Source organism: Nocardioides glacieisoli (assembly GCF_004137245.1).
Lineage (GTDB): Bacteria > Actinomycetota > Actinomycetes > Propionibacteriales > Nocardioidaceae > Nocardioides > Nocardioides glacieisoli.
The window spans coordinates 128,848-145,387 of sequence record NZ_SDWS01000003.1; the positions used below are offsets into that span (position 1 = coordinate 128,848).

At 72.5% G+C, this 16,540-nt stretch carries 16 protein-coding genes; 13 read left to right on the plus strand and 3 right to left on the minus strand.

Annotated elements, in window-relative coordinates:
- Positions 1–2: 2 nt before the first annotated feature.
- Positions 3–353, minus strand: coding sequence for a hypothetical protein (locus EUA06_RS08180; protein WP_129474548.1), 351 nt, complete (start codon positions 351–353; stop codon positions 3–5).
- A 35-nt stretch (positions 354–388) separates the two neighbouring features.
- Complete coding sequence (locus tag EUA06_RS08185; protein ID WP_129474549.1) at positions 389–1,006, minus strand: pyridoxamine 5'-phosphate oxidase family protein; 618 nt, start codon at positions 1,004–1,006, stop codon at positions 389–391.
- A 158-nt stretch (positions 1,007–1,164) separates the two neighbouring features.
- Between EUA06_RS08185 and EUA06_RS08190 the strand changes: the two genes are divergently transcribed.
- From EUA06_RS08190 to EUA06_RS08245, 12 genes are read left to right on the plus strand one after another with little or no spacing between them, the layout of a single operon-like run.
- Positions 1,165–2,880, plus strand: a complete 1,716-nt coding sequence (locus EUA06_RS08190) for a sodium:solute symporter family protein (RefSeq protein ID WP_129474550.1) — start codon at positions 1,165–1,167, stop codon at positions 2,878–2,880.
- Between the two features lie 34 nt (positions 2,881–2,914).
- Positions 2,915–3,235 (plus strand): hypothetical protein, encoded by a 321-nt coding sequence (locus EUA06_RS08195; RefSeq protein WP_129474551.1) that lies wholly within the window; start codon positions 2,915–2,917, stop codon positions 3,233–3,235.
- 20 nt (positions 3,236–3,255) lie between these two features.
- Positions 3,256–4,518: a DUF6986 family protein gene (locus EUA06_RS08200; RefSeq protein ID WP_129474552.1), complete on the plus strand. Its 1,263-nt coding sequence runs from the start codon at positions 3,256–3,258 to the stop codon at positions 4,516–4,518.
- A gap of 4 nt (positions 4,519–4,522) precedes the next feature.
- On the plus strand, positions 4,523–5,380 hold the full coding sequence (gene pucL / locus EUA06_RS08205; RefSeq protein ID WP_129474553.1) for a factor-independent urate hydroxylase: 858 nt from the start codon (positions 4,523–4,525) through the stop codon (positions 5,378–5,380).
- A complete protein-coding gene (gene uraD / locus EUA06_RS08210; RefSeq protein WP_129474554.1) occupies positions 5,377–5,871 on the plus strand; it encodes a 2-oxo-4-hydroxy-4-carboxy-5-ureidoimidazoline decarboxylase in 495 nt (164 codons plus the stop codon). The genes pucL and uraD overlap by 4 nt, the downstream gene beginning before the upstream one ends.
- Positions 5,871–6,191, plus strand: a complete 321-nt coding sequence (gene uraH / locus EUA06_RS08215; protein ID WP_129474555.1) for a hydroxyisourate hydrolase — start codon at positions 5,871–5,873, stop codon at positions 6,189–6,191. Before uraD ends, uraH begins: the two co-directional genes overlap by 1 nt.
- Entirely contained in the window at positions 6,181–7,518 is a 1,338-nt protein-coding gene (allB, locus tag EUA06_RS08220; protein WP_129474556.1) for an allantoinase AllB, read from the plus strand. Before uraH ends, allB begins: the two co-directional genes overlap by 11 nt.
- Positions 7,515–8,333: a bifunctional allantoicase/(S)-ureidoglycine aminohydrolase gene (locus EUA06_RS08225; RefSeq protein WP_129474557.1), complete on the plus strand. Its 819-nt coding sequence runs from the start codon at positions 7,515–7,517 to the stop codon at positions 8,331–8,333. Before allB ends, EUA06_RS08225 begins: the two co-directional genes overlap by 4 nt.
- Positions 8,330–9,712, plus strand: a complete 1,383-nt coding sequence (locus EUA06_RS08230; RefSeq protein ID WP_129474558.1) for a xanthine dehydrogenase small subunit — start codon at positions 8,330–8,332, stop codon at positions 9,710–9,712. The genes EUA06_RS08225 and EUA06_RS08230 overlap by 4 nt, the downstream gene beginning before the upstream one ends.
- A complete protein-coding gene (locus tag EUA06_RS08235) occupies positions 9,709–12,069 on the plus strand; it encodes a xanthine dehydrogenase molybdopterin binding subunit (protein WP_129474559.1) in 2,361 nt (786 codons plus the stop codon). The genes EUA06_RS08230 and EUA06_RS08235 overlap by 4 nt, the downstream gene beginning before the upstream one ends.
- Positions 12,066–12,887 carry a xanthine dehydrogenase accessory protein XdhC gene (gene xdhC, locus EUA06_RS08240; protein ID WP_129474560.1) on the plus strand — a complete coding sequence of 274 codons (822 nt, stop codon included), beginning with the start codon at positions 12,066–12,068 and terminating at the stop codon, positions 12,885–12,887. Before EUA06_RS08235 ends, xdhC begins: the two co-directional genes overlap by 4 nt.
- A complete protein-coding gene (locus EUA06_RS08245; protein ID WP_129474561.1) occupies positions 12,884–14,263 on the plus strand; it encodes a guanine deaminase in 1,380 nt (459 codons plus the stop codon). Before xdhC ends, EUA06_RS08245 begins: the two co-directional genes overlap by 4 nt.
- Here EUA06_RS08245 and aceB read toward each other — a convergent pair.
- On the minus strand, positions 14,226–15,806 hold the full coding sequence (gene aceB / locus EUA06_RS08250; RefSeq protein WP_129474562.1) for a malate synthase A: 1,581 nt from the start codon (positions 15,804–15,806) through the stop codon (positions 14,226–14,228). The two genes, EUA06_RS08245 and aceB, sit on opposite strands and share 38 nt — an antisense overlap.
- Before the next feature lie 25 nt (positions 15,807–15,831).
- On the opposite strand from aceB, the gene EUA06_RS08255 reads away from it, so the two are divergent.
- Positions 15,832–16,539, plus strand: coding sequence for a hypothetical protein (locus EUA06_RS08255; RefSeq protein ID WP_129474563.1), 708 nt, complete (start codon positions 15,832–15,834; stop codon positions 16,537–16,539).
- Position 16,540: the final 1 nt, after the last annotated feature.

The following is a 16,540-nucleotide window of genomic DNA, read 5'->3' on the forward strand; positions in this document are numbered from 1 at the left end:
CCCTACTCCTCGAAGCAGGTAGCGCGGTCGATGCTGCGCGGGCAGCCGCGGAGGTCGGAACCGATGACCACGCCGGTGACGAACGTGGTGACCACCGCGAGGGCGAGGGCGCCGACCGCCAGGCCGCCGCTGCGGCGTACGAGCGCGTAGACCGCGAGCGGCAGCGCCGCGACCAGCCCGGTCAGGCCGAGCATCACCAGGGTCGCGTCCGGGTCGGTGGCGCGGCCGAAGCCGCCGCCCGAGCACCCGGAGACCCCGCAGATCGCGATCGTGGACATGAAGGCGGGGGCGATCGCCAGCACGACGCCGAGCACGACGAGGGCCGTCGCCACGCGTCCCGAGACACGGTTCATGGCCGCCACCCTGCCAGAGGGCGAGATCGTGTCGCTCAGAAGCGCGGGACCGACGGCGCGCTCGGGTTGGCAGCGTCGAGGGCGGGGTCGCCGTCGGGCAGCGTCCCGTCGAACCACTCGTCGAGCTTCCAGTCCGGCACCGGCGGCTGCTCGCCCTCGACGGGCACGAACACCGACCGCTCGGCCGGGCCGTGGGTGTGGACGTAGCGACGGCAGTTGGGGAAGACGGCCCGCGCGCGGACGCGTACGACCAGCTTGGCACCGGGGAAGTCGGCGACCAGCGGATCGGTGGGATCGACGGACGCCTCGCCGTTGACCCGCAGCCGGGACCCGTTGGCGAAGTCGATGAACAGCAGCCCGACCAGGTGGTTCTCGGTGACGTTGCCGATGGTGAGGAACATGCCGTTGCCGTCGTAGACCGGGAAGGCGATCGTGTGGTCGTCGACCACGCGGACGAAGCCGGGGTCGCCGCCCTTGTAGGAGCTCTGCGGCTGCCCGTCGGCGTCCGCGGTCGCGATGAAGAACATGTCGCGCGCCTCGATGAACTCGCGGAACCCCGACACGTCGTCGCCGGCGACGCTGGCGAGGCGGTCGGCGAGCCGGCGCGTGTCGAAGGCGTCCTGCAGGGCGCGGTGCGAGTCTCGGTAGTCCATGGCGGTGCCTCTCCCTGATCGAGGATGGCACTGCACCGGGCCGGGAGGAAGGCCGGTCTAGGTTGGCTCCCGTGCCCCCCGACCCGAAGGGGTGGTCGCGCGGACCGCCTGTCAGGTCTAGGTTGCTGCGTGGCCCAAACTGAATCTCGGGAGGACACATGAGCTCCGACACCCTGATCGACGCAACCTGGCTGGACTACCTGCTGGTCGCGATCTACTTCGGGTTCGTCCTCGGCATCGGCGTGATGGCGCGCCGCTCGGTGTCCGACTCGATCGACTTCTTCCTGTCGGGACGCTCCCTGCCCGCGTGGGTCACGGGCCTGGCCTTCATCTCGGCCAACCTCGGTGCCGTCGAGATCATGGGCATGTCGGCCAACGGCGCGGAGATCGGCCTGTCGACGTTCCACTACTTCTGGGTCGGTGCGGTGCCGGCGATGCTGTTCCTCGGCGTCGTGATGATGCCGTTCTACTACGGCTCGAAGGTCCGCTCGGTCCCCGAGTTCATGTTCAAGCGGTTCGGCACCGGCGCCCACCTGGTCAACGCGATCAGCTTCGCCGTCGCCCAGCTCCTCATCGCGGGCGTCAACCTCGCCCTGCTCGCCGGCATCGTGCACGCCCTGCTCGGCTGGCCCATCTGGGTCGCGCTGATCGTGGCCGGTGCGGTCGTGCTGTCGTACATCACGCTCGGAGGCCTGAGCGCCGCGATCTACAACGAGGTGCTGCAGTTCTTCGTCATCGTGGCCTCGCTGCTGCCGCTGACGCTGATCGGCCTGCACCGCGTCGGCGGCTGGAACGGCCTGACCGACAAGATCACCGCGGCCTCGGAGAGCGCGTCCTCGGCCTCCGAGGCACCCGCAGCGGCACAGCAGCTCAATGCCTGGCCGGGCGAGGCGCTGTCGGGCTTCGACTCGCCGGTCCTGTCGGTCGTCGGCATCGTCTTCGGACTCGGCTTCGTGCTGTCCTTCGGCTACTGGACGACCAACTTCGTCGAGGTCCAGCGGGCGATGGCTTCCGACTCGATCTCGGCTGCGCGCAAGACCCCGATCATCGGCGCCTTCCCCAAGATGTTCATCCCGTTCATCGTGATCATCCCCGGCATGGTCTCCGCCGTGCTGGTGACGGAGATGATCGACCTCAAGAACGGCGGTACGCCCGCCGGCGGTGCGTCGGGCGAGGGAGTGGCCTACAACGACGCGCTCCTGCTCCTCATGCGCGACGTGTTGCCCAACGGCCTGCTGGGCCTGGCGATCGCCGGCCTGCTCGCGGCCTTCATGGCCGGCATGGCGGCCAACATCTCGGCCTTCAACACGGTCTTCTCCTACGACCTGTGGCAGCGCTACATCCGCAAGGACCACAGCGACGACTACTACCTCCGCATCGGTCGCCTCGCCACCGTCGGGGCCACCGTCATCGCGATCTTCACCGCCCAGATCGCGATGGGCTACGACAACGTCATGAACTACCTGCAGACACTCTTCGGGTTCTTCAACGCGCCGCTCTTCGCGACCTTCATCCTCGGCATGTTCTGGAAGCGGATGACCCCGACCGCAGGCTGGGTGGGACTGGTCGCCGGCACCCTGTCGGCCATCGCCGTCGACCGCGCGGGAGCGGCCGGCGTCTTCGAGCTGTCCGGCCAGGGGACGGCCTTCCTCGCGGCGTCGGTCGCCTTCGTGGTGGACATCGTGCTCAGCATCGTGGTGTCCCTCGTGACCAAGCCCAAGCCGGCCTCCGAGCTGCGCGGACTGGTCTACTCCGAGACGCCACGTGAGGACCGCACCGACCCGAACGAGGCAGCCATGCCGTGGTACCAGCGCACGCTCCCGCTCGCCGGCATCGCCCTCGCGATGGTCATCGCCCTCAACTTCGCCTTCTGACCCGGAACGACAGAGAGGAGTCACCATGCCCGACATGTCCGACACCACGGCCGCGGACGACACCGCCGGCAAGCCCCACAAGGCGGGGCTCTTCGACATCCGCAACATCATCGGCGCCCTGATGGGCATCTACGGCGTGATCCTCGTGCTCGCCGGACTGCTCGGTGAGCACGAGCCCGAGAAGACCGGCGGGATCAACGCCAACCTCTGGACCGGCCTCGCGCTCCTCGTCGTCGGTGCGTTCTTCGCCACCTGGGCCCGTCTCAAGCCCATCGTGGTGCCCGAGAACGTCGAGGCTCCCGACGACGACCCGACGCGCCCCGCGCCGCAGCGCAAGCGCCCGCCCGTCCACTGACTCTCCTCTAGGGTCTCCGCATGGAGAGCCCGGTGGACCTCGAGCAGCTGGTCGGTGCGCTCACCGCCGAGCTGGACGACCGGTTGGGCGAGGTCGACGCCGACCTCGCGCGCCACTACCCGGGCGGGCGTCCCGGTCGGCAGCCGGTGCACACCGTCTACGTCCCGGCCGACCGGTTCCGTGCCGACCTCGCGACGACGTACGGCGCCACCGCCCTGCGCGCGACCGAGGAGCACGAGGCCGTGCTCCTGTCCCTGCTCGACGGCGACGCCGACCTGCTCGGCCGCGTCCGCGACAAGCTGGCCCGCGAGCCGGTCGAGGACGTCCGCATCGACCTGGAGGACGGCTACGGGGCGCGTCCGGACGACGAGGAGGACGCCGACGCCGTGCGCGCGGCCGACGAGCTCGCCGCGGCGCTGGCCGCAGCTGCCGCGCCTGCGTGGTGCGGCATCCGTTTTAAGAGCTTCGAGGCGCCGACCCGGCGGCGGGGGATCCGGACGCTGACGGTGTTCCTCGAACGCCTCCTGAGCAGTACGCCGCTGCCCGGCGGCTTCGTGGTGACGCTGCCCAAGGTCACCGCGGTCGAGCAGGTCGAGGCCCTCGTCCACGCGGCCGAGCGACTCGAGCCCGCGCTGGGGCTCGGCGCCGGCGCGCTCCGGTTCGAGATCCAGGTCGAGACGCCCCAGTCGATCCTCGGACCCGACGGCACCGCGCTCGTGGCGCGGATGGTCCACGCGTCCGCCGGCCGGTGCACCGGGCTCCACTACGGCACCTACGACTACAGCGCCTACTGCGGCATCGCCGCCGCCCACCAGAGCCTCGACCACCCGGTGGCCGACCACGCGAAGGCGATCATGCAGGCAGCCGCGGCCGGCACCGGCGTACGCCTCTCGGACGGGTCCACCAACGTGCTCCCGATCGGCACGGCCGACGAGGTCGGCGCCGCCTGGGCCAACCACCTGGGGCTCGTACGCCGCTCGCTGGAGCGCGGCTACTACCAGGGCTGGGACCTGCACCCCGCACAGCTGCCGACCCGGTTCGCGGCGACCTTCGCGTTCTACCGGGAGGGCTGGGCGGCCGCCGCCGCGCGGCTGCGCACCTACGTCGAGCGCCGCGAGTCCGGCGTCCTCGACGAGCCGGCGACCGCGCGGGCGCTCGCCGACTTCCTGCTCCGCGGGACCGACTGCGGCGCGCTGACGACCGACGAGGTCGCCACCGCGACCGGGCTCGACACGCGGACACTGATGACACTGGCGCACCGCGCCGACGAGGCTGGAGGCTGACGACATGGGGATCGTGCTGGGACCGAACCGCTACGGCAAGGCGGAGAACCGCGTCGTCCGGATCGTGCGCGACACGCCGCGCCACGAGATCCGCGACCTCAACGTCTCGACCTCGCTCCGTGGCGACTTCGCCGCTGCCCACACCGATGGCGACCAGTCGCAGGTGCTGCCCACCGACACCCAGAAGAACACCGCGTTCGCCTACGCCAAGCAGCACGGCATCTCCTCGCCCGAGGACTACGCGCTGGCGCTGGGCAGCCGGTTGCTCGAGGCGACGCCGGCAGGGACCGGCGCGACGATCGCGGTGGAGGAGTACGCCTGGGACCGGATCGAGGTCGACGGCGCCGGCCACGACCACGCGTTCGTCCGCCGCGGGGGAGAGGTGCGCACCACCACCGTCGACCTCACGCGCGACGGCGCGACGGTCGTCAGCGGACTCCAGGACCTGGTCGTGCTGAAGTCCACCGGCTCGGAGTTCAAGGACTTCCTGCGCGACGAGTACACGACGCTGCCCGACGCCGACGACCGGATCCTGGCGACCGCGCTGCGGGCCGACTGGCGCTACGTCCCCGGAGCCGACGTCGACTGGAACACGACGTACGACGCCGTGCGGGCGCTGCTGCTCGCCACCTTCGCGACGACCTACAGTCGGGCGCTCCAGGAGACCCTCTACGCGATGGGCCGGGCAGTGCTGGAGGCGCACGACGACATCGCCGAGATCTCCTTCGCGGCCCCCAACAAGCACCACCACCTCGTCGACCTCTCTCCCTTCGGCCTGGAGAACCCGGGTGAGGTGTTCATCGCCGCCGACCGTCCCTACGGGCTGATCGAGGCGACCGTGACCCGCGAGGAGGAGCGATGAACCTCGCGGAGTTCAACGCGATGGACGACGCGGCCGCCCGCGAGCGGCTGCTCGTCTGCCTCGACGTGCCGCGGTGGGCCGATGCCGTGGCGGCCGGGCGCCCCTACTCCGACATCGGCGAGGTCGAGGCGGCGATGTCCGCCGCCTCCGCGACGATCACCGACGACGAGCTCGAGCAGGCGCTGGCCCGCCACCCGCGGATCGGCGAGCGTGCGGATGCGGCCAAGCACGATGCGGCGCACTCGGCCCGCGAGCAGTCCGGGGTCGACCACTCCGACGCCGACCTGGCGCGTCGCCTCGAGGAGGGCAACCGGGCCTACGAGGAGCGCTTCGGCCGGGTCTTCATCGTACGGGCGGCCGGCCGCAGCGGGCAGGACGTCCTCGACCACCTGCAGCACCGGCTCGACAACACCGACGAGCTCGAGCGGGCCGCCACGATCGACCAGCTGACGCAGATCGCCCAGCTCCGGATCCGGGAGGTGCTGTCCTGATGACGTCACTGAGCACCCACGTCCTCGACACCTCGACGGGCCGGCCGGCGGTCGGCGTGCAGGTGTCCCTGTCGACGGCCGACGGCAGCCTCGTGGCCGAGGGCGTCACCGACGACGACGGGCGCGTTGCCCCGCTCGCCGGCGACCTCGCGCCCGGTGACCACGTCCTGCGCTTCGACACGGGCGCGTGGTTCGCGGCCCAGGGGACCACCGCGTTCTACCCCGAGGTCGTCGTCACCTTCACGGTCGCCGACGACCGGCACCACCACGTGCCGCTGCTGCTCAACCCCTTCGGCTACTCGACCTACCGTGGCAGCTGAGCCGGACCTCGTCGTCCGCGCCCGGCGGGCCATCGTCGACGGCGAGGAACGCGCCGTCGCGGTTGAGGTGACGGGCGGCGTGATCACGGCCATCCACGCGTACGACGCCGACGTCGAGGCAACCCACGAGCACGAGCTCGCCGACGACGAGGTCCTGCTGCCAGGACTGGTCGACACGCACGTGCACGTCAACGAGCCCGGACGCACCGAGTGGGAGGGCTTTGCGAGCGCGACCCGCGCGGCGGCCGCCGGCGGCGTCACCACGATCGTCGACATGCCGCTCAACAGCATCCCGCCGACCACGACGCTCGCGGCGCTGGACGTCAAGCGCGAGGCGGCGCAGGGCCAGACGTGGGTCGACGTCGGCTTCTGGGGTGGGGCCGTGCCCGGCAACGTCCCCGACCTCGCCGACCTCCACGGGGCGGGGGTGTTCGGCTTCAAGTGCTTCCTGCTCGACTCGGGCGTCGACGAGTTCCCGCACCTGGAGGCGCACGCGTTCCGGACCGCGATGGCCGAGACCGCCCGGCTCGGCGCGCTGATGATCGTGCACGCCGAGGACGGGGAGGCGATCGACGAGTGCGAGCACGGAGCGGCGTACGCCGGTTTCCTCGAGAGCCGTCCGGGCGAGGCCGAGGAGCGCGCGATCGAGCTGGTCCTAGCGACCGCGCGCGCCACCGGCGGCCGTGCCCACGTCGTGCACCTCAGCGCGTCGGGGGCGGTCCCCGCGCTGCATGCCGCCCGCGCCGCCGGCGTCGACGTCAGCGTCGAGACCTGCCCGCACTACCTGCACTTCGAGGCCGGCTCGATCGCCGACGGCGCGACCGAGCTCAAGTGCTGCCCGCCGATCCGCGACGCCACCAACCGCGACGCCCTCTGGGCCGCGCTGGGCAGCGGCGACATCGACATGGTCGTCAGCGATCACTCGCCGTGCACCGCCGAGCTCAAGCGGCAGGACACCGGCGACTTCGCCGAGGCCTGGGGCGGCATCGCGTCGCTGCAGCTGGGCCTGCCGGCCGTCTGGACGTCCGCGCGCGAGCGGGGCGTGCCGCTGACCGACGTCGTGCGCTGGATGTCGACGACGCCGGCCCGTCGGGTCGGGCTGACCGGCAAGGGGGAGATCGCGGTCGGGGCCGACGCCGACCTCTGCGTCTTCGCGCCCGAGGAGTCGTGGACGGTGGACGTCACCAGGCTGCACCACAAGAACCCGGTCACGCCCTACGCCGGGCGTACGCTCACCGGCACCGTCCGCGCGACCTGGTTGCGCGGTGCACAGATCGAACTCGCCGACGACCCGCGCGGACGGCTGTTGAGAAGGGGAGACCGATGAACTACCACGTGCCCACGGGTGGGCTGCCTGCGCAGACCGAGCTCACGACCGACCGCGCCGTCTTCACGGAGGCGTACGCCGTGCTCCCGCGCGGCACCATGCGCGACATCGTCACCAGCCGGCTGCCCCACTGGGACGACACCCGGCTCTGGGTGATCGCCCGCCCGCTGTCCGGCTTCGCCGAGACCTTCTCGTGGTACGTCGTCGAGGTGGCCGCGGGCGGCGGCTCGGACCGCCCCGACGACGACCCCGACGCCGAGAGCGTGCTGTTCGTCGTCGGCGGCACCGTGGCGCTGGCGATCGACGGGGTGCAGCACCGGATGGGTGCCGGCGGCTACGCCTTCCTCCCGCCGGGCGCCGCGTGGACGCTGCGCAACGACGGCGACGAGGGGGCGACCTTCCACTGGATCCGCAAGGCCTACGAGCGGGTCGACGGCGTCGAGGTGCCCGAGCCGTTCGTCACCGCCGAGGTCGACGTGGCGATCGAGCCGATGCCCGGGACCGACGGCGCCTGGGGCACGCAGCGCTTCGTCGACCCGCTCGACGTGCGCCACGACATGCACGTCAACATCGTCAGCTTCGAGCCCGGCGGCGCGATCCCCTTCCCCGAGACGCACGTCATGGAGCACGGCCTCTACGTCCTCGAGGGCAAGGCGGTCTACCTGCTCAACAAGGACTGGGTCGAGGTGCAGGCGGGCGACTTCATGTGGCTGCGTGCCTTCTGCCCGCAGGCCTGCTACGCCGGCGGACCGGGCCGGTTCCGCTACCTGCTCTACAAGGACGTCAACCGGCACCCGCGGCTGGGGATCCGATGACCGAGCCACACATCACCGTCAACGGGCGCCCGCGCGCGCTCGGTGCGACGCCCGCCCACACCAACGCGCTCGACTTCCTGCGCGGCCTCGGCCTCACCGGGGCCAAGGAGGGCTGCGCCGAGGGGGAGTGCGGCGCCTGCGCCGTGATGGTCGCGCGCCCCGACGGCGAGGGCAGCCGGTGGACGCCGGTCAACGCCTGCCTCGTGCCCGCTGCCGCCCTCGACGGCCAGGAGGTCGTCACGGCCGAGGGCCTCGGCAGCCCCGACGACCTGCACCCGGTCCAGGCCGAGCTCGCGGAGCGTGGCGGGTCGCAGTGCGGCTACTGCACGCCCGGGTTCGTCTGCTCGATGGCCGCCGAGTACTACCGGCCCGGCCGCGAGGACTTCGACCTCCACGCCATCGGCGGCAACCTCTGCCGCTGCACGGGCTACCGGCCGATCCGCGACGCGGCGGCCGCGCTCGGCCCCGCCCCTGCCGACGACCCGTTCGCCGAGCGCTGCATGCATGCCGCGCCCGCGAGCGTGCCCACCCGGCTCGACGACTTCGCCCGTCCTGCCGACCTCCACGACGCCCTCGCCCTGCTCGCCGAGCACCCGGACGCGACCGTGGTCGCCGGCTCCACCGACTGGGGTGTGGAGGTCAACCTCCGCGGCCGCCGGGCGTCGTACGTCGTCGCGGTCGACCGGTTGCCCGAGCTGCGGCAGCTGGTGGTCGGCGACGAGATCGAGATCGGCGCGGCACTCACCCTCAGCGAGGTCGAGGCCGGCCTCGGCGGCAGCGTCCCGCTGCTGGACCGGGTCTGGCCGCTCTTCGCGTCGCGGCTGATCCGCAACGGTGCGACCATCGGCGGCAACCTCGGCACCGCGTCGCCGATCGGCGACCTGGCGCCGGCCCTGCTCGCCCTGGATGCGAGGCTCGTGCTCGCGTCGGCCGACGGGTATCGCGAGGTCGCCCTCGCGGACTACTTCACCGGCTACCGCGAGAGCGTGAAGCGCCCCGACGAGCTGATCCGCAGCGTGCGGATCCCGACGCCGCTGGCGTCGCACACCACCTTCCGCAAGATCTCGAAGCGGCGCCTCGACGACATCTCCAGCGTGGCCGTCGCCGCCGCGCTCGACGTCGTCGACGGCACCGTCGCGAGGGCCCGGATCGGGCTCGGTGGCGTCGCGGCCACGCCGATCAGGGCGCTCGCCACCGAGGCGGCGCTGGAAGGTCGGCCGTGGACCCTCGACACCGTCGAGGAGGCGGCCGCGGTCATGGCGGGGGAGGGCACCCCGATCGACGACCAGCGGGCGAGCGCGGCGTACCGCTCCGCGATGCTCGGCAACGCCCTGCGGGCCTGGTGGAGCGAAGGCTCGCAGGAGGGGGAGTCGCGATGAGCCACCTCTCCGACCGTCCCGGCGACGCCGTCGTCGGGCTCGCGCTGCCCCACGAGAGCGCGGCGCTGCACGTCACCGGTGAGGCGCTCTACACCGACGACCTCGTCATCCGGACTCCCGGAGCGCTGCACGCGCACCCGGTCTGCTCGCCGCACCCGCACGCCCGGGTCAGCCGCGTCGACACCGAGCCCGCACTGGCGGTCGCCGGGGTGGTCCGCGTGCTCACCGCCGACGACGTGCCGGGCATCAACGACGCCGGCGTGAAGCACGACGAGCCGCTCTTCCCCGAGATCGTGATGTTCGTCGGGCACGCGGTCTGCTGGGTGCTGGGGGAGACGCTCGAGGCCGCCCGGCTGGGCGCGGCCGCCGTCGAGGTCGACTACGAGCAGCTGCCCGCGGTCGTGGCGCTGACCGAGGCGATCGACGCGGAGAGCTTCCAGGGCGGCCAGCCCGTCGTCACGCGCGGTGACGTCGAGCAGGGCCTCGCCGGCGCTGCCCACGTGTTCAGCGGCATCACCGAGATGGCCGGCCAGGAGCACTTCTACCTCGAGACCCACGCCTCGCTCGCCCTCGTCGACGAGGGGGGACAGGTGTTCGTGCAGAGCAGCACCCAGCACCCCACCGAGACGCAGGAGATCGTCGCCCACGTGCTGGGGCGGCAGTCCCACGAGATCACCGTGCAGTGCCTGCGGATGGGCGGCGGCTTCGGCGGCAAGGAGATGCAGCCGCACGGCTTCGCCGCCGTCGCTGCGCTGGGGGCGACGCTCACGGGCCGGCCGGTCCGGCTGCGCCTCAACCGCACCCACGACATGACCATGACTGGCAAGCGGCACGGCTTCCACGCGCAGTGGCGGGTCGGGTTCGACGACGACGGCCGGTTCACCGCGCTCGAGGCGACGCTCACCTCCGACGGCGGCTGGAGCCTCGACCTCAGCGAGCCGGTGCTCGCCCGGGCGCTCTGCCACGTCGACAACGCCTACTGGATCCCGCACGTGCGCGTCCACGGCCGGGTGGCGCACACCCACAAGACGTCGCAGACCGCGTTCCGCGGCTTCGGCGGTCCGCAGGGGATGCTCGTCATCGAGGACGTCCTCGGCCGGTGCGCCCCGCTCCTCGGCATCGACCCGGTCGAGCTGCGGCGTCGCAACTTCTACGTCGACGGGCAGGCGACGCCGTACGGTCAACCCGTCCGCCACCCGGAGCGCGTCGTCGCCGCGTGGGACCAGGTGCTCGAGACCGGTGAGGTCGCGCGCCGCCGCCGCGAGGTCGCGGAGTTCAACGCCGGCCACGAGCACGTCAAGCGCGCCCTCGCGGTGACCCCGCTGAAGTTCGGGATCTCCTTCAACTTCACCGCCTTCAACCAGGCCGGGGCGCTCGTGCACGTCTACAAGGACGGCTCGGTGCTGATCAACCACGGCGGCACCGAGATGGGGCAGGGGCTGCACACGAAGATGCTGCAGGTGGCAGCGACCAGCCTCGGGATCCCGCTCCAGCGCGTACGACTCGCGCCGACCCGCACCGACAAGGTGCCCAACACCTCGGCGACCGCGGCCAGCTCGAGCGCCGACCTCAACGGCGGGGCCGTCAAGGACGCCTGCGAGCAGATCACGACGCGGCTGCGCGAGGTCGACGCCGGGCGCGGCCTGGCGTGGGACGACCTGGTGCGCGAGGCGTACTTCGGGCGCGTGCAGCTGTGGGCGGCCGGCTTCTACCGCACCGAGGGCATCCACTGGGACTCCACGGCGATGCAGGGACACCCGTTCAAGTACTTCGCCTACGGTGTCGCGGCCGCCGAGGTCGAGGTCGACGGCTTCACCGGCGCGCACACCACCCGGCGCGTCGACATCGTGCAGGACGCCGGCGACAGCCTCTCGCCGCTCGTCGACATCGGGCAGGTCGAGGGCGGCTTCGCCCAGGGCGTGGGCTGGCTGACGCTCGAGGACCTGCGGTGGGACGAGAGCGACGGTCCCGGCCGCGGTCGGCTCACCACGCAGTCGGCCAGCACCTACAAGCTGCCGAGCCTCGGCGAGCTGCCCGACGAGCTCCACGTCGCGCTGCTCGAGCAGGCCCACGAGGACGGTGTGGTCTACGGCTCCAAGGCGGTCGGGGAGCCGCCGCTGATGCTGGCCTTCGCCGTCCGCGAGGCGCTGCGCGAGGCGGCCGCGGCGTTCGGCCCCGAGGGCACCAGCGTCGACCTGCCCTCGCCGGCCACGCCCGAGGCGGTGTTCTGGGCGGTCGAGCAGGCCCGCACCTCCGGCCCCGACCACGTGGTGGACGGACTCCCGGGCATCGTCCCGGACCCGCCGGACCCGGATGCACCCGCCCTCCACCCGACCTCCGAGCGGAGTGCGACGTGAGCTGGCTGACCGCCGTCCAACGGCTCCGCACGCAGCGGGAGGCGGGCGTCCTGGTCACGGTGACCGACGTACGCGGCCACGCACCGCGCGACGCCGGCGCGAAGATGGTCGTCGCCGAGGCGCGCACCTGGGGCAGCGTCGGCGGCGGCAACCTCGAGGAGACGGCCGTCGCCCGCGCCCGGGCGATGCTCGTCGCGGGAGCCGCCGAGCCCGAGCGGCTCGAGGTCGGGCTGAGCGACAAGGCGCGCACCGACCACGGCCGCCAGTGCTGCGGGGGCGAGGTCACGCTGCTCCTCGAGCCGCTGCCGGTCGTTCCGTCCGTCGCCGTCTTCGGCGTGGGCCACGTCGGGCTCGAGCTGGCCCGGGTCCTGTCCGGCCACGACCTCGACCTCCACCTCGTCGACTCGCGCGCCGGCCAGCTGGCCGACGACCGGCTGGCCCCGGTGCTGGCGGGCGAGGCGCGGGTCGAGGTCCACCGTGCGCCCGTCCCCGAGCTCGCCCTCGGCGCGATCCCGCCCGGCACCCACGTCCTCGTGATGACGCACGACCACGCAGAGGACTTCGCGCTCTGCGACGCCGCGCTGCGGTGCACCCACCTCGCCACGATCGGCCTCATCGGGTCCGACGCGAAGTGGACCCGGTTCCGCACCGGCCTGACGGTCGAGGGCCACGACGAGCCGACCATCGCCCGGATCCGCTGCCCGATCGGACTGCCCGGTCTGGGAGGCAGCGGCAAGGAGCCGGCCACGATCGCGGTGTCGGTCGCGGCCGAGCTGCTTGATTTGTTCGCCGCCGACCGGGCGCGGGCGGTCCGATGATCGACGCCGCTGCGAGCCCGGGGTTCCTCTACCGGGCCCGGGCCTTCGACACGCCCGTCGACCCGTTCACGAGCGCCGACGGTCCGGGGTTCCGACACGACGACGACCTCGGCCTGCTCGTGTCGCACGACGACGGCACCATCGTCGCCCGCGGCCCGTTCGCGACGGTTGCCGAGGCTCATCCCACGGCGCCGGTGATCGACCTGCGCGACGGCATCCTGCTCCCGGGGCTGGTCGACACCCACGTCCACTTCCCGCAGGTGCGGGTGATCGGCGCGCTCGGGATGCCGCTGCTCGAGTGGCTCGACCGGTGCGCGTTGCCGGAGGAGCAGCGCCTCGCGTCACCGGCGTACGCCGCCACCATCGCCGGCGAGTTCGTCGCCGGCCTGGTCTCGGCCGGGACGACCACGTCGCTGGTCTTCGGGTCGCACTTCGCCTCCGCCGTCGACGCCCTCTTCGCCGAGGCCGAGCGCTTCGGGCTGCGGGTGACCAGCGGCCTCGTGGTGAGCGACCGGATCCTGCCCGAGCCGCTGCTGACCACCCCGGAGCGGGCCTACGACGAGTCCGTCGAGCTGGCGACGCGCTGGCACGGCAGCGGACGGTTGCGCTACGCCGTCACGCCGCGCTTCTCGCTGTCCGCCTCGGACCCGATCCTGGCCGCCTGCGGTGCGGTGATGGAGTCGGTGCGCGACGTCTGCTTCACCTCCCACGTCAACGAGAACAACGCCGAGGTCGCCACCGTCGCCGGTCAGTTCCCCGACCGCGCGCACTACGTCGACACCTACGACCACCACGCCCTCCTCGGCCCGCTCTCCGTCCTCGCCCACGACGTGCACCCCACCGACGCCGAGCTCGCCGTGATGGCGGCCCGCGGGTCGTCGGTGGCCTGGTGCCCGACCAGCAACGCCGCGCTCGGCTCCGGGCTGTTCCCGCTGCGCCGCCACCTCGACGCGGGCGTACGCGTCGCGCTCGGCAGCGACGTCGGGGCCGGCACCGGGTTCTCGATCTTCAAGGAGGGCCTGCAGGCCTACTTCCTCCAGCACCTCATGGGTGCGGAGGGGATGCCGCTCGGTGCCGGGCACCTGCTCCACCTGAGCACGTCGGCCGGCGCGGCCGCGCTCGGCCTGGCCGACACCGTCGGCGACCTGTCGGAGGGCAAGCAGTTCGACGCCCTCCTGCTCCGGCCGCCGCCCGGAACGGCGCTCGACATCGGCCTGCGGCACGCCGACTCGCCGGAGTCCGAGCTCGGCAAGATCTTCGCCCTCGCCTCGGACGCCGACGTGGCCGACGTCTGGGTGGGCGGCGAGCAGATCGCCTCCGGCGGCTTCGTGCGGCCGGTCAATCGCCTCGCGCCAGCAGCACGTCGTACGCCCTGAGCGTCAGGAAGTCGGGGAAGTCCTCGCCGAGCGCGCAGTCGACGAAGAGCCGGCGCGCGTCGTCGTCCAGGCTGCCCTCGAGCGCCGCGAACTCCTCCTCGACGACCCGCTCGACGAGCTCCCGGGTGACCGCCTCGCCGGTGTCGAGGGTGGCGCCGCTGTGGACCCACTGCCAGACCTGGGAGCGGGAGATCTCGGCGGTGGCCGCGTCCTCCATGAGGTTGTCGATGCCGGCGGCGCCGTTGCCGGACAGCCAGGCGTGGAGGTACTGCATGCCGATCCGCACGTTGCCGCGCAGCCCGGCCTCGGTCCGCTCGCCCGGTGTCTCGCCGACGGCGAGCAGGTCGGCCGCGGACACCGAGACCTCGTCGCGGGTGACGTCGAGCTGGTTGTCGCGACCGGCCAGGGCCTCGTCGAAGACCTCGGCACACAGCGGGACGAGGTCGGGGTGGGCCACCCACGAGCCGTCGAAGCCGGCCCGTACCTCGCGGGTCTTGTCCTCGCGCACCTTGGCGAAGGCGCGCTCGTTGACCTCCGGGTCGCGCCGGCTCGGGATGAACGCCGCCATCCCGCCGATCGCGAAGGCGCCCCGTCGGTGGCAGGTCTGCACGAGCAGGTCGCTGTAGGCCTTCATCATCGGCGCTGCCATGGTCACCGCGTTGCGGTCGGGGAGCGTGAAGCCGGGACCCGCGTCGCGGAAGTTCTTGATGATGCTGAACAGGTAGTCCCAGCGGCCGGCGTTGAGACCGGCGGCGTGGTCGCGCAGCTCGTAGAGGATCTCGTCCATCTCGAAGGCGGCGGTGATCGTCTCGATCAGCACGGTGGCGCGCACCGAGCCGTACGGCACGCCGAGCGCCTGCTCGGCGTGGGTGAAGACCTCGTCCCAGAGCCTCGCCTCGAGGTGCGACTCCATCTTCGGCAGGTAGTAGTAGGGCCCGCTGTCCTGGGCGAGCAGCTCGCGCGCGTTGTGGAAGAAGTGCAGGCCGAAGTCGACCAGGGCTGCCACCACCGGGCGGCCGTCGCGGATCAGGTGCGCCTCGTCGAAGTGCCAGCCGCGGGGCCGCGGCAGCACGACCGGCGTCGACGCGGGGTCGGCGACGGCGTACTCCTTGCCCTCGGGCGAGGTGAACGCCAGCTGTCCTCTGACGGCGTCGCGCAGCGTGAGCTGGCCGCCGACGACGTTGCGCCAGTGGGGCGTGTTGGCGTCCTCGAGGTCGGCGAGCCACACGCGGGCGCCCGAGTTGAGGGCGTTGATCGCCATCTTGGGCTCGGTCGGCCCGGTGATCTCGACGCGCCGGTCGCGGAGGTCAGCGGGGACGTCCGCCACCCGCCAGTCGCCCGCGCGGACGTCGGCCGTCCCGGGCAGGAAGTCGAGGGTGCCGGTGCGGGCGATCTCCTCGCGGCGCGTCCGGCGCGCGGCCAGCAGGTCGTCGCGGCGGTCGTGGAAGCGCTCGTCGAGGTCGGCGACGAACGCGAGGGCCTCGGGAGTGAGGATCTCCTCGGACCGCGGCACGGCTGGGGCGAGGAGGTCGAGGTCGGTCATGGCGGTCACGATAGCCTCGGGCCCGATGTTGCGAGCCCGACTGCTGACCTGCGCCCTCGTGGTCCTCGCGCCCCTCCTCGCGGGGTGCGACGGCGACGAGCCGACGATCGCGCTGCTGGTCGCCGACGCCTCCGACTCCACGTCGCGCGCGGTCGACGCCGAGCAGTTCACCGACCGGGTCGAGGCGACCTGCGACGAGTGCCGCGTCACGGTGTACGACAGCGAGGGCGACGCGGACACGCAGCGGAGCCAGGTCCGTCAGGCAGAGGCCCGCAGCTCCGACGTGATCGTCGTCGTGCCGGTCGACGTCGACGACCTCGCGTCCCTGACCGGTCCCGAGGTGCCCGTCGTGTCGCTCGGCGAGCTGGTGCCGGGGTCGGACCGCTTCGTCGGCCTGGAGGGCGGCGACGTCCCCACGCAGTCGACGGACGACCTGCAGGCGGCGCGCGACGTGCTCCTCGGCGACGAGGAGTCGATGACCTACGTCCCGACCCGCGCGATGAGCGACCAGGCTGCCGACGTCGCCGTCGCGCTGCTCGCCGGCACGCCGCTCGACGACATGGGTGGGGCGGACGCGCAGGAGGTCGACGGCGTCGAGTCCTGGCTCTACGAGCACCAGGACGTCACGATCGACGACCTGACCTCCGTGTTGGTGGGACAGGGCGTGCTGACCCTCGACGAGCTGTGCAGCGGGACCGCCGAGAAGCGCTGCCAGAAGCTGGGGCTGAGATGAT

Excerpts from the sequence above, each read along its gene's own strand:
- EUA06_RS08180 (WP_129474548.1), bottom strand. The coding sequence starts at position 353 with ATGAACCGTGTCTCGGGACGCGTGGCGACGGCCCTCGTCGTGCTCGGC.
- EUA06_RS08185 (WP_129474549.1), bottom strand. The coding sequence starts at position 1,006 with ATGGACTACCGAGACTCGCACCGCGCCCTGCAGGACGCCTTCGACACG.
- EUA06_RS08190 (WP_129474550.1), top strand. The coding sequence starts at position 1,165 with ATGAGCTCCGACACCCTGATCGACGCAACCTGGCTGGACTACCTGCTG.
- EUA06_RS08195 (WP_129474551.1), top strand. The coding sequence starts at position 2,915 with ATGTCCGACACCACGGCCGCGGACGACACCGCCGGCAAGCCCCACAAG.
- EUA06_RS08200 (WP_129474552.1), top strand. The coding sequence starts at position 3,256 with ATGGAGAGCCCGGTGGACCTCGAGCAGCTGGTCGGTGCGCTCACCGCC.
- pucL (WP_129474553.1), top strand. The coding sequence starts at position 4,523 with ATGGGGATCGTGCTGGGACCGAACCGCTACGGCAAGGCGGAGAACCGC.
- uraD (WP_129474554.1), top strand. The coding sequence starts at position 5,377 with ATGAACCTCGCGGAGTTCAACGCGATGGACGACGCGGCCGCCCGCGAG.
- uraH (WP_129474555.1), top strand. The coding sequence starts at position 5,871 with ATGACGTCACTGAGCACCCACGTCCTCGACACCTCGACGGGCCGGCCG.
- EUA06_RS08225 (WP_129474557.1), top strand. The coding sequence starts at position 7,515 with ATGAACTACCACGTGCCCACGGGTGGGCTGCCTGCGCAGACCGAGCTC.
- EUA06_RS08230 (WP_129474558.1), top strand. The coding sequence starts at position 8,330 with ATGACCGAGCCACACATCACCGTCAACGGGCGCCCGCGCGCGCTCGGT.
- EUA06_RS08235 (WP_129474559.1), top strand. The coding sequence starts at position 9,709 with ATGAGCCACCTCTCCGACCGTCCCGGCGACGCCGTCGTCGGGCTCGCG.
- EUA06_RS08245 (WP_129474561.1), top strand. The coding sequence starts at position 12,884 with ATGATCGACGCCGCTGCGAGCCCGGGGTTCCTCTACCGGGCCCGGGCC.
- aceB (WP_129474562.1), bottom strand. The coding sequence starts at position 15,806 with ATGACCGACCTCGACCTCCTCGCCCCAGCCGTGCCGCGGTCCGAGGAG.
- EUA06_RS08255 (WP_129474563.1), top strand. The coding sequence starts at position 15,832 with ATGTTGCGAGCCCGACTGCTGACCTGCGCCCTCGTGGTCCTCGCGCCC.